Consider the following 12,191-nt stretch of genomic DNA (forward strand, 5'->3'; position numbering starts at 1 on the left):
TACGGTTTATTTCTTCTGTGGTGAAAGGACCTTCCGTGAGCTTCAAACATGCCATCGCTGCATTTCTGGTCGCGCTGGCGCTGGCTGCGTGCGGCGCAGGCGCTCAGACCGTCGCCAGGGTCGATAATGTCACACTGACGCGCCAGGAACTCGATCAGCGCATTGATCGCATCGAGAAAGGATTTGCGCAACAGGCAGGGATGGGGTTTCCACTGCCGTCGCGCCTCGATATCGAACGTGAACTGGTATCACAGTTCATCGATCAGCAGTTGACCCTCGGTCTTGCCCGTCAGCGCGGCATTACCGTCAGCGACGGCGAGGTGAACGATCAGATCGAGCGGTTCCGCCAGCAGATCCAGATGGGAGGCGGGATGTCGCTCGAACAGGCGATCCAGGAGCAACTCGGTTTGCCGGGGGAGGCGTCGCCGGAGTTCCGCCTGTTCGTGACCTACTTTCTGGCGCGCCAGAAACTCGGTGAAACGCTGGTCTCCGAGAATGATATTCGCCAGCGGATCACCGATGAGGTGATGGCAGATACGCAGCGGATGGTCGATGTGGCAACCGTGGCGCACATTCTGGTGGCGACCGAAGACGAGGCGAAACAGGTGATTGAGCGTCTCGACAAGGGCGAGGCGTTCGCCGATCTGGCGAAAGAATTGTCGCAGGACCCTGGCTCGGCGAACAATGGCGGCGTGTATGAGAACATCCAGCGGGGTCAGTTTGTTCCTGAGTTCGACAAAGCAATGTTCGAAGACCTGCAACCGGGCGAAACGACGAAGACCCCGGTGCAGACGCAGTTCGGCTGGCATGTGATCCGACTCGTGTCGCGTGGACAGGCGCCCGCGCTTGATCCGGCGGACGCTCAGGCGGTCATTGAACAGCGTGTTGCGCAGGAACTGCCGTTCGAGCAGCAAACTGCGTTCGAACGTCTGTTGCAGAGCGAGCGCGAGAAGGCGATTCAGGAGCAACGGTTGGTCGAGCCGGTCTTCCCGACGCCGTCGCCCGAGCCGCTGCCGACGATTGCTCCGCTACCGACACCAGCGCCATGATCACGATTGTTGGACTTGGTCCCGGCGATCCCGGCATGATCACGCGCGCGGCGTGGGAGGTGATTTCCACGACGCGCATGCTCTATCTGCGTACGGCTGTGCACCCGACAGTTACCGCGCTGCCGTCGGGCATTGCCGTCCATGCGTTCGACGATCTGTACGAGCGGGCGGAGCGTTTCGACGAGGTGTATGAGCGGATCGCCGATGCCCTGATCGCGCGCGCGCGCGGCGGTGAGCCGGTGGTGTATGCAGTTCCGGGAGATCCGCTGGTGGCGGAAGCCACCTCGCGCCATCTGTTGCGCCGCGCGCGCGCGCAAGGCGTCCCTGTACGTGTCCTGTCCGGGGTGAGTTTCATTGAGCCGACATGTGCGCTGCTGGGGGTTGATCCGCTCGAACACGGGTTGCAGTTGATCGATGCGCTCGATCTGGTGATCGTTGATGCGCCAGAGCACGACCAGGCGCCGTCATGGGCGACGCTCCATGGATATGCGTATGCGCCGCCGCTGTTGCCGTTTCCGCTGACTCCCACGCGCCCGGCGCTGATCTGTCAGGTCTACAGCCGGTCGGTGGCGTCGCACGTCAAACTGTCGCTGATGGAACGCTACCCGGCTGATCATCCGGTGACGCTGGTGCGCGCCGCAGGGGTGGCGGATCGGGAGTCCGTCACTGAACTTCCGTTGCATACGCTCGATCACCGCAGCGAGTTCGACCATCTGACCAGTCTGTTTGTGCCGCCGCTGACGCCGCTCGCCGATCTGCGCGGAGCGGAAGGGGTGGCGTCTATCATCGCGCGCCTGCTTGGACCGAATGGGTGCCCATGGGATTGTGAGCAGACGCCGCAGTCATTGCGCCCGGCGTTGCTCGAAGAGGTGCATGAGGTGCTGGAGGCGCTCGATGCCGACGATGACGCGGCGCTGGTCGAAGAACTGGGTGATCTGTTGATCAACATTCTGATGCAGAGTGAAATGGCGCGTCAGGCGGGGCGCTTTGATGCTGGCGATGTGTTCAGCACCGTGGCGGAGAAACTGATCCGCCGTCATCCCCACGTATTTGGCATGCTCGATGTGGCAGCGAGCGATAAGGTGCTGCACAACTGGGAGGCGATCAAACGCGCCGAACGTGCTGCGAAAGGCACGCAGCGTCACAGTGCGCTCGATGGCATTCCGCCATCGTTGCCCGCCCTGGCAATGGCGCAGAAGGTGATCAACAAGGCTGCCAGATCCGGGTTCGATGCGCCGGAGATCGACCACGCCTGGGAGTCGCTGGCGGAAGAACTCGATGAACTGCGCGCCGGTGCGACGGATCCGGCGCAGGCGGAAGCCGAGTTGGGCGATGCGCTGCTGGCGCTTGCCCGGTTGGGTTGGCGGCTCGACGTTGATGCCGAGAGTGCGTTGCGCTCCGCTGTCGCCCGTTTTCGTCGTCGGTTTACCCGCCTCGAGGCGCTGCTTGAGGGGCGTGACCTGCATACGTTGAGCGTCGCCGAGAAACTGGCGCTGTGGGATCGCGCTCGTGAAGCATCCGATGACGCCGATGTCATACGGTGATATGGTATGCCCAAACCGCCGCTCGACATTCGTGTTGGCGATATTGTGCAGATGCGCAAGCCGCATCCGTGCGGCGGCGATACCTGGGAGGTTGTGCGGATCGGCGCCGAGATCGGCATCCGCTGCCAGACCTGCAAGCGTAAGGTTTTGTTGCTGCGATCCGATTTTGAGCGTCGGGTCAAACGTATCGTCGAACGTGCGTCGTTGAGCGGCGATCATCCTTCCGGCGGTTAACGAAGGTCAAGAAGACGACCGAATCGTACTGGCACAGGTTGGCATATCGCTGTATCATGTGGAAGTGTTCTGTGGTTCAAATGTCAGCCTGGAAACGAGGCGCACCGCGATGCCTGCACACTGCTCCCCTTATCAGCGTAGCAGCATGCTGGTTGTGGCGCTTGCGACTGCGCTGCTCCTCCTCATTCTGCCGGACGAAAACGCAACAGCCCAACAGAGCGGCGGTCCGCTGTATGCTGTCGAGGTCAACGGGATTGTAACGGCGCCAACGATCGATTACTTGCGGCGGGCAGTGCAGATCGCCGAAGCTTCGAGCGCCGATGCACTGATTATTTCGTACAGCAGCACCGGCGGCGTACTGCGCGAGGTGCGTGTTTTTGCGGCTGAGATTGCGCAGGCGCGCGTGCCGATTGTCGTGTTCATCACCCCGCGTGGCACGCAGGCGGGTCCTGCCGGCGCACTGTTCGTGACCGCAGCGCATGTGAGTGCGCTTGCCCCTGATACCAGTTTTGGCAGTCCCTTTCCCCTTGCGCAGGTGGATGAAACCCTCAGTCAGCAGACCCGCGATCTCTTGCTCGATAACGTCAGTGCTCAAATGAGGAAATGGAATGAGACCCGGGGACGGAATGCCGACTGGATCGACCGCGCGGTTCGGGAAGGGGTCATTCTCAACAATCAGCAGGCGATCAGTCTTGATCCGCCTGCCGTCGATCTGGTGGCAGCCGATCAGCGTGAACTGTTGACCCTACTCGAAGGACGCACGGTGACGCTCGATGATGGTCGAACGGTTCGTATTTCGGCGCTTGGACGAACGCCGACGTTCATCGAGCCGACGCTGTTCGAGAGTCTCCGCCTGGCGCTTGCCGATCCGACGGTTGCGTTTGCGCTCCTGGTGCTTGGATCAATGGCAATCTATCTTGAGTTGAACACACCCGGCGTCGGGCTGTTTGCCGGCGCAGGGTTAGTGCTGCTGCTGGGCGCTGCTGCCGGATTTCTGGTTCTTCCAATCGTGTGGTGGGGTATGACGCTGGTGATCCTTGGTCTGGTATTGATCGGCGCGGAGTTCGTCGCGCCAACCCATGGCGGTTTGATGATTACCGGTCTGGCGATGCTCGGTGTTGGCGGCGGGAATCTGATCGATGCCACGCAGGCGCCCGGTGCAGGCGTCGCCTGGTGGGCGCTCCTGATCGTGATCGGCGGGATTGCAGCAACCGCAGCGGCAGGGCTGGCGCTGGCGCTGCGCAGTCGCAAGCGCCCGGCGGCTATCGGGACCGAGGCGCTCATCGGGCGTCTGGCGCAGGTGCGGCGGCGGTTGGACCCGCGTGGCATGGTGTTCGTCGAGGGTGCGCTGTGGCAGGCGATCAGCGAATCCGAACCGGTGGAAGTCGGCGATTGGGTGCGGGTGGTTGCAGTGCATAATCTGCAACTGATTGTGCGTCCGCTCGAAAGCGAGGAGCCAGCTCCGCAGGAAGCGCAACCGCCTTCCGGGGGACGCGTCGTGTAGATACAAGGAGCTTGTCATGGGTTCTGGAGCCGTTTTGTTGTGTCTTGGGGTTCTTCTCTTCGCAATCCTCATGATCGGGTTTTCCGCCATCAAGATTGTGCCGGAGTATGAACGGGGGGTTGTCTTCCGACTCGGTCGGTTGGTTGGCGCACGCGGACCTGGTTTGTTCTTCCTCATCCCGTTCATCGAGCGCATGGTACGGGTTGATCAGCGCGTCATCACCATGGACGTGCCGCCGCAGGAGGTCATTACCCTCGACAATGTGACCATCAAGGTCAATGCGGTGCTCTACTTTATGGTTGTCGACCCGGAAAAGGCGATCGTGAAAGTGATGGACTACATCCGGGCGACGATGCAGATTGCCCAGACGACGCTGCGCAGTGTGGTCGGTCAGGTCGAACTCGATGAACTGCTGGCGCGTCGTGAGGCGATCAATGAGCGTCTGCAACGGATCATCGACGAGCAGACCGAACCGTGGGGCGTCAAAGTGACGATCGTCGAAGTGAAGGATGTCGAACTGCCGCAGGGTATGCAGCGCGCAATGGCGAAGCAGGCGGAAGCCGAGCGTGAGAAGCGCGCCAAGATCATCCACGCCGACGGTGAACTGGCAGCGTCACGCATGCTGGCTGAAGCAGCCACGGTGATTGCCAGCGAGCCGGTGACGCTGCAACTGCGTTATCTGCAAACGTTGACCGAAATCGCAGTCGAAAAGAACAGCACCATCATCTTCCCGCTGCCGGTCGATACGATCAAAGTCTTTCTGGATGGGATCGAACGCGCCCAGCGCAACGGGGTCGCGCCGATCACCCGTCGCGAAGAGCTGAGCGAACAGCCTCGTGAGCAAGATGGTCAGGCAGCGTGATCTTCGCGCTGTGGGCGCACTATTGCTTCGATTTCGGCGATGTGGCGACCCACTGCGGTGCGGTGCGCCATGCTGCATCGGGGGAGCATGGCGCGCGCAGCGCTGAGCGCCAGCGCCGCTTCAGCCAGTCGCCCTTCACGCGCCAGATGCTGCGCAAGTGCACAGCGCAGCGATGCTTCTGCGTCCGGCGCCGGGTGGTGCGCCAACCCTTCACGCAGATGTTGCTCGATGGTTTCAGGCGAAGCGCCAGCGGCGTCCAGCGCCTGCGCCAGGCAGAGATGCCCGGCAGCATTCGCCGGTTCCAGTTCCAGCGCTCGACGTGCGGCGCGTTCTGCGGCGCTGACCTCTCCCTGTTCGAGTAAAGCGCTGCTCAGCGCAAGAGCGAACGCGGCGCGATCCGGCGCCAGGTCCAGGGCGCGCCGGAGCAGAGCAACCGCGCTGCTGGCGTCGTCGCGGGTGAGCGCCACAATGCCCCGCAGCGCCAGCGCATCCGGCGAGCGGGGATGCAGAACGTATGCCACGGTCGCCAGCGCGTCCGCTGCATTCCAGCGTGCGCGCCGGATCGCCAGGCTGGCAAGGTGCAGTGCGGCGAAGCGCGTCAGAAAGATAAGGATCAAAAGGGTCATTCCTGCCCCGATCCAGATGGATGGAGCGAAGAGGTTGATGATCAGCAGCGCTGCGATGAGCGCGGATTCGGGTGCGATCAGCAGCGCTCGCACCAGTCGATGCGATAGCGGTGCAGGACGACCGACGGTGGTACATGGCGCCATCGGTACATGCTCCTTCTATGATGATGCGGATCTTCACCCCCATCATATCAGGAGCGTGTGACATCTACTGTCACTTTTTCAGCGTGACGCAGGCAACGTCAGGGTCCTGGAGACGCCGTTGAGGAAGGCGCGTGTGCGCACTGACCCGTTTGTTGCGGCTATCGCCGCACTGTAGACGCGCTCCAGTCGTTCGGCTGCGGCGTCCCACGTGTGGTAGCGCTCGACATATCGCCTGCCTGCGGCGCCGATGGTCGCAGCGCGCTGCGGGTCGTCGATCAGGTTGAGGATGGCGTCTGCATACTCATACGGTTGTTCCGCCAGCAGCAGATCACGCTCTTCCACCGCATGCAGCGCGCGTGCCGCCTGTCGTGCCGCAACGACCGGAGTCGCCAGCGCCATCGCTTCGAGCACTTTGTTCTGAATGCCAACGCCGTAACGCAGCGGCGCGACTGCCACCGTTGCCCCGGCAATCGCCGGGCGCAGGTCTTCCAGGTAACCGGTCACCGTGACACGCCGATCAGTTGCCAGCGACCGTACCGATGGCGGCGGCGCGCTTCCGGCGATCACCACGCGCGTCTCCGGGCGAGACGCCCAGACCAGGGGCATGATCTCGCGCACCAGGTAGAGTGCAGCCGCTTCGTTCGCGTGGTAACTCATCTTGCCGCTGAACACGATCGTCGCTCGCTCACGGGCGATGGGCTGAGGTGCAAAGTATTCCAGATCGACGCCATTCGGGACAACGCTTATCGATTCGGCAGCCTGATCGGATGGGTTCGCGAACCATTCCGGTCGATCCGGCGCACGGTAGGGACACAGGTGACGATGAAGCGTGCGCAGCGCCCAGGCATCTTCGGGTGATGAGACGATTACCTGCTCGAAGTGATGCGTGTAGCGCGCCTCGTAGATGCGTGTGCGCGCCAGATCGAGCAGCGCGAGCGCGCGACTTTTGAGCGAGGGGCTGCCGCGGAGGGTGCGCTCGAACAGCAGGCTGATACTGTCCACCGAATCGAGGACGGCAGGGGTGCGCATAAGGGCGTAGCCGAGCGCCGATGCACGCAGATGTTCGATATGCGCAACATCGTATCGCCCACTCCGGTCTTCGGCACGCACCGCCTCACGCAGACGCTGATCGAAACTGAGCGCCGCCTGGAGTGGCAGGTCGCCGGGGAGCGCCCGGAGTGCGTTCCCGATCATCCTGGCTTTGCTCACATGAACTGTGATAATCCGGGTGCATACATCGCGCAGTACGTTCAGCGCCGGTCCATCCTCCACGCCGGCGCCGCAGACCAGCGTGACACGATGACCCCGGCGCGCCAGCGCACGAATGAACCCGTATGGTCGCACCCGGATGGGTGAGGGAACGTAGGAAGAAAGAAAGAGAATATGCATCGGTTGCCTCCCCCTGTGCGCGTCGGCAAAACAAGTTCTGACGTAAACGCTCGCTCTTCTGGTTCTCAGTTCTTGGTTCCTGGTTCTCAGTTCTCAGTTCTCAGTTCTCAGTTCTTGGTTCTCAGTTCCTGGTTCTCGGTTCCTGGTTCCCGGTTCTCACTTCCCCACTCCCACACACTCCCGACGTCCAACGACGCGATCGTACACTTCATCCATCGCCGGGCAGACAGCGCGCCAGTCGTAGCGTTCGAGCAGGCGTCGTCGCCCTGCGGCAGCGATACGTTCGCCAAGATGCGGGTTGCGCAACAGGCGCACCACTGCGTCGGCGAATGCGTCCGGCGTATCGCCGACCAGCAGATGCTCGCCGGGAACCAGGTCGATCCCTTCGTAGCCGATCGTGGTGGAAACCACCGGGATGCCGCGCGCCAGCGCTTCGAGGATTTTCACTCGCATGCCGCCGCCGCTGCGCAACGGGACGATCAGACACGCGGAGGCGGCGATGTAGGGTGTTGGATCGGGCACATACCCGGTCACTTCGATAGAAGAGTCCTGTTCGGGTAATGCGCGCACGTCCGCCACCGGGCGCTGCCCGACGACGAAGAAGCGCGTTCCTTCAACCTGTTGCTTGATGAGCGGGTAGATGCTGCGGGCGAACCAGAGAACGCCATCGACGTTCGGCGGCCACATCATCGTCGCCAGGCTGAGGATGCCGCGTGCGTTCGGCTGGCGCGCGATCGGTTGTTCGCGCTCGGCATCGACGGCTATCGGGATGACCGGAATATCGCGCCTGCTCCCCATTGCCTCCAGCAACGCCTGGCGATCCTCCTGGCTGACTGCGGTCACTGCCTCGAATTCGCGGCAGACACGCCCTTCATAAGTGCGCAACATGCGCCATTCACGTTCCCACAGGAGGCGTTTGAGACCGCGTTCCTGCGCTGCAACCCGGCGAAAGACCGTCCACACGGCATTATGCTCATCGAGGAGCCGCGGCAGGGGCAAGGGTTCGGCGAACTGCGCCATATTGAGCTGATCGGCATGCACCAGGTCATACGGTCGTCCAGCGATCTCCGCTTCGCGCACCAGGCGCGCCAGCAAACGGTGCATGGCGGCGCTATCGTCGCGCTCGATAATCCACGAGCGTCTGCGGAACAGGCTGCGCGCCATCGTCAGTGCGTTGCGCACGGTTGACCGTGTGAGCGGCACGGTGTGCACTTCGGCAACCAGGTCGCGCAGTGCTGCCGCGTCCGCTTCTTCCTGCGCGTTGCGCGTGAAGCAGACAAGCGTCACCCGGTGGCGTGACGCCAGGTATCGCAGCAGGTAGTAGGTTTTGACCTTGGGACCGCTATCCGGCGGATAGGGCACGATCTGTGTCAGCAGGAGGATGTTCATGGCCTTGCCCTGATTGCTGTTTCTACTGTGCAGGGTAGCGCCAGGGTATGAAAAGGCGCTAAACACGGGCATCGAAGCAGGTAACAGTGCGTTCATCAGAATGCCGTGCTGATCGTCAGCGCCAGCACCGCCTGAATGCTCTCTCGCCGGGTAACTGTTCACACCTGGGGAACACACGCGCCTGGGGGCGAGGGCGTCCTGCCTTCGTCGCCCCTACGAGGGCAAGATGCCCTCGCTCCTGGGAGAAATGTGAACACGTACTTCGCCGGAAGTGAAGCGCATGCTGTGCTATACTGGCAGCAGCACATACATCGGGAAGCATGGTATGACCTCCGCACGCGAGTATCTCGATCAATTCGCCAATCTTGACCTGGGGCGCGCCGCGCGCGGCGGCGTGCCGGAAGTTGTGCTTGCCGAAGGCAAAACGGCAAAGCAGACAGTTGCCATTGCTCAGCGTCTGCTCGAACAGATCGGGCGTGTGTTGATCAGTCGCGTGCCGCCGGACACGCTGACCGCATTGCAGCAGACGTTTGCCGACACGGTCGAGTGGACGGTGTATAGCGAAGGACGAACGCTGGCGCTGAGCCGACCCGGTTGTGCTCCACCTCAGACGGGCGGACGTGTCGGGGTGCTGACTGCGGGCACGAGCGATCTGCCCGTCGCTGAGGAAGCCATCGCGCTCTGCATTGAAATGGGGTGCGAGGTTCAGCGTGCCGGTGATGTCGGCGTCGCCGGGTTGCATCGGCTGTTTGAGCCGCTGCGCGCCATGCTCGACGCTTCGGTTGATGTGATCATCGTCGTTGCTGGCATGGATGGCGCACTCCCTTCAGTTGTGGCAGGGCTGGTGGATGTGCCGGTCATTGGCCTGCCGACGTCGGTGGGGTACGGCTTCGGCGGCGGCGGCGTGGGGGCGCTGACCAGCATGTTGCAAACCTGCGCGCCGGGGTTGGCGGTCGTCAATATCGATAATGGCATCGGCGCAGGGGCGATTGCCGGGCGCATTGCCAATCGGGCGGCAGCGGCCCGGCGCGCGTATGACAGACAGGCGAAGGACAGAGATCATGAGCGATAGGGACGCTGCGTTGGCGGTATCGCTTGAACGCAAGTATGAGCATTTGCAGGCGATCCTGCGCACGATCGGTTCGGCGCTGATCGCGTTTTCCGGTGGCGTTGACAGCACCCTGCTGCTCAAAGTCGCGCACGATACGCTGGGTGACCGCGCCATCGCAGCAACCGCCGACTCGGAAACCTACCCACGCGAAGAACTCGAACAGGCGTGTGCGCTGGCGGCGTTGATCGGCTGCCGCCATATCGTCGTCCGCACCGATGAGTTGTCCGATGAACGCTACGCGCGGAACCATCCGGATCGCTGCTACTATTGCAAGCGCACTCTCTTCACGCACCTTCAGCCGCTGGCTGCTGAACTTGGTGTGGCTGCCATTCTGTACGGCGCAATGGCGGACGACATCGGCGACCATCGTCCCGGTCTTCGCGCGGCAGTTGAATTTGCCGTGCGCAGCCCGCTGATCGAGGCAGGTCTGGGCAAGCGCGAGATCCGCGAACTGGCGCGTCGGCTCGGCCTGCCAAACTGGAACAAGCCGTCGTATGCCTGCCTCTCGTCGCGGATCGCCTACGGAGAACGGGTGACTGCTGAGAAACTGCGCACGCTCGATGAGGCCGAACGTTTCATGCGTCGGTTGGGGTTTTCGCAGTTTCGCGTTCGTCATCACGATGTGATCGCGCGCATCGAGGTTACGCCCGACGAATTGCCGCTGGCGATCGCGCAGCGTGACGCGATTGTGGCGCATCTGAAAGCGCTGGGGTATGTGTACGTCACCCTCGATTTGCAGGGGTTCCGCAGCGGCAGCATGAACGAGGCGCGTCGGTCGGCGCTCACGGAGATTGCGCTGGTTGAATGATCGGGCGATTCAGAGAATAAGACGTTCATCGAATGGTGCGATTCGAGATAATCCGGCATCTACACATTTCGGTATTCATAACGCCCACTGTCTGCGCCTGACGGTGTGCGCTTTAGCAGCACGAGCGTGGCGAGCGCCTGCTAGAGGCGCTTGTTGGCCTGCTTCAAAGAAAACCCTGCTCACCTATACTGCATGCCGATCCTATAATTGCTTCGTATGTCTATGAGGGAAATACCCTGAATTTGAACCTGCTTTGGCTGTTCACCAAACTGCAACTGCTGACTGCCGAACTCTGCGTCGCGGCTATCCGCAGTTGCGGCGTCACATATTCGCCGCGTTGCCATGCACTGAGATAGGGTTGGGGCCAGACCTCGCCGCGGCGAACCTTCCAGTCATCCGGCGTAGTGGGGCGGGAAATGCCGAAGTGCAGATGGGGCGGTGTGCCGCGCGCATTGCCGCTCGCACCGGTGAACCCCAGCACCTGTCCGGCAGTGACGCGCATGCCCGGCTCGATACCCCTGGCAATCCCCGAAAGATGCGATCCATAGTAGCGCACGCCATCATCACCGATGATCGCCACCGCAATACCGCCGCGAAGCGCCGGATCGTCGGTGGACGGCGACCACCGATCTTCGTAACTGACGAAATCCACTACACCGTCGGTCACCGCAACGAACGCAACGCCGATAGGACAAAAAATATCGGCTGCCGGGTAATCGTGGTGCGACGATGAAACGGTGCAGTCGTCGCTTCTGACGGGATAGACATAGATACGCGCGGCAGGCGATGGAACCGGCGTATATTCTGGCATCGCGACGGGCGTTGCTGACGGGAGTGTTTCCGTCGGTTCCACATGCGGCACCGTAGCGATTGCTGCAACGACGGTCGGCGTGACAGCCGTAGCGAACAGAGTGACGGGGAGCGCAGTTGCCGGAGCGACCGTTCGTTCAGTTGGGGATGGCGCTGCACCCGGCGAGGGGACGCAGGCGCAGGAGCAGAAGATCAGCGCACAAAGCACAATAACGTTCTTCGTCATCCGCCCCCCTCCGTGATTATTTCAACCTGCCCGTCGCCGGAGAAACTCTGGATGCCACGCGGCTTCGATCCATACCATTTTCTCGCCGACCCCATTATACGCAGGGAGTGCACACGACCACAATGCGCGACAACCGCTGTAACCCCGCGCCGGAATCTGCATCTATACGGATGAAAGACACTGTGGAAAGGTTTCGATCATGAGCGAGACGAAGGCACAGCCACGCGTCATCATTTTCACCACGCCGACCTGCTCGTTTTGCAACGCGGCGAAAAACTATTTCCGCCAGAAAGGAATCAAGTTCAAGGACGTCGATGTGAGCAAAGACCCCGCCGCCGCGCGCGACATGGTGCGTCGCTCAGGGCAGCAGGGCGTACCGGTCATCGACATTGGCGGCAAGATCGTCGTTGGCTTCGACCGCCCCAACATTGATCGCCTGCCGGACATCAAATAGCGACGTCAGATCAGACAAGTTTCGGATAAGGAGCAGACCAG

The 12,191-nt window shown here is 62.0% G+C and carries 12 protein-coding genes; 8 read left to right on the forward strand and 4 right to left on the reverse strand.

The window, feature by feature from the left end:
- Nucleotides 1-35 precede the first annotated feature (35 nt).
- The 5 genes from ROSERS_RS06880 (at nt 36) to ROSERS_RS06900 (ending at nt 5,193) form a co-directional block, all read left to right on the forward strand.
- Nucleotides 36-1,049 (forward strand): peptidylprolyl isomerase, encoded by a 1,014-nt coding sequence (locus tag ROSERS_RS06880; RefSeq protein ID WP_011956088.1) that lies wholly within the window; start codon nt 36-38, stop codon nt 1,047-1,049.
- Entirely contained in the window at nt 1,046-2,593 is a 1,548-nt protein-coding gene (gene mazG / locus ROSERS_RS06885) for a nucleoside triphosphate pyrophosphohydrolase (protein WP_011956089.1), read from the forward strand. Before ROSERS_RS06880 ends, mazG begins: the two co-directional genes overlap by 4 nt.
- 6 nt (nt 2,594-2,599) lie before the next feature.
- On the forward strand, nt 2,600-2,827 hold the full coding sequence (locus tag ROSERS_RS06890) for a DUF951 domain-containing protein (protein ID WP_011956090.1): 228 nt from the start codon (nt 2,600-2,602) through the stop codon (nt 2,825-2,827).
- Between the two features lie 109 nt (nt 2,828-2,936).
- Nucleotides 2,937-4,331: an NfeD family protein gene (locus tag ROSERS_RS06895; RefSeq protein ID WP_011956091.1), complete on the forward strand. Its 1,395-nt coding sequence runs from the start codon at nt 2,937-2,939 to the stop codon at nt 4,329-4,331.
- A 16-nt stretch (nt 4,332-4,347) separates the two neighbouring features.
- On the forward strand, nt 4,348-5,193 hold the full coding sequence (locus ROSERS_RS06900; RefSeq protein ID WP_011956092.1) for a slipin family protein: 846 nt from the start codon (nt 4,348-4,350) through the stop codon (nt 5,191-5,193).
- Here ROSERS_RS06900 and ROSERS_RS06905 read toward each other — a convergent pair.
- The 3 genes from ROSERS_RS06905 to ROSERS_RS06915 form a co-directional block, all read right to left on the reverse strand.
- Nucleotides 5,181-5,963, reverse strand: coding sequence for a tetratricopeptide repeat protein (locus ROSERS_RS06905; protein WP_011956093.1), 783 nt, complete (start codon nt 5,961-5,963; stop codon nt 5,181-5,183). The genes ROSERS_RS06900 and ROSERS_RS06905 overlap by 13 nt on opposite strands.
- A 78-nt stretch (nt 5,964-6,041) precedes the next feature.
- Nucleotides 6,042-7,352 carry a glycosyltransferase gene (locus ROSERS_RS06910; protein ID WP_011956094.1) on the reverse strand — a complete coding sequence of 437 codons (1,311 nt, stop codon included), beginning with the start codon at nt 7,350-7,352 and terminating at the stop codon, nt 6,042-6,044.
- 156 nt (nt 7,353-7,508) lie between these two features.
- Nucleotides 7,509-8,741 carry a glycosyltransferase gene (locus ROSERS_RS06915; protein ID WP_011956095.1) on the reverse strand — a complete coding sequence of 411 codons (1,233 nt, stop codon included), beginning with the start codon at nt 8,739-8,741 and terminating at the stop codon, nt 7,509-7,511.
- A gap of 325 nt (nt 8,742-9,066) precedes the next feature.
- Between ROSERS_RS06915 and larB the strand changes: the two genes are divergently transcribed.
- Both larB and larE read left to right on the forward strand, forming a co-directional pair.
- Nucleotides 9,067-9,813, forward strand: coding sequence for a nickel pincer cofactor biosynthesis protein LarB (gene larB, locus ROSERS_RS06920; protein WP_011956096.1), 747 nt, complete (start codon nt 9,067-9,069; stop codon nt 9,811-9,813).
- Nucleotides 9,803-10,660 carry an ATP-dependent sacrificial sulfur transferase LarE gene (gene larE / locus ROSERS_RS06925; protein ID WP_011956097.1) on the forward strand — a complete coding sequence of 286 codons (858 nt, stop codon included), beginning with the start codon at nt 9,803-9,805 and terminating at the stop codon, nt 10,658-10,660. Before larB ends, larE begins: the two co-directional genes overlap by 11 nt.
- A 220-nt stretch (nt 10,661-10,880) precedes the next feature.
- Here larE and ROSERS_RS23980 read toward each other — a convergent pair whose 3' ends face one another.
- A complete protein-coding gene (locus tag ROSERS_RS23980) occupies nt 10,881-11,696 on the reverse strand; it encodes a M23 family metallopeptidase (RefSeq protein WP_011956098.1) in 816 nt (271 codons plus the stop codon).
- A gap of 199 nt (nt 11,697-11,895) precedes the next feature.
- On the opposite strand from ROSERS_RS23980, the gene ROSERS_RS06935 reads away from it, so the two are divergent.
- Nucleotides 11,896-12,150 (forward strand): glutaredoxin family protein, encoded by a 255-nt coding sequence (locus ROSERS_RS06935; RefSeq protein WP_011956099.1) that lies wholly within the window; start codon nt 11,896-11,898, stop codon nt 12,148-12,150.
- Nucleotides 12,151-12,191 lie beyond the last annotated feature (41 nt).

This window comes from Roseiflexus sp. RS-1, assembly GCF_000016665.1.
Classification (GTDB): domain Bacteria; phylum Chloroflexota; class Chloroflexia; order Chloroflexales; family Roseiflexaceae; genus Roseiflexus.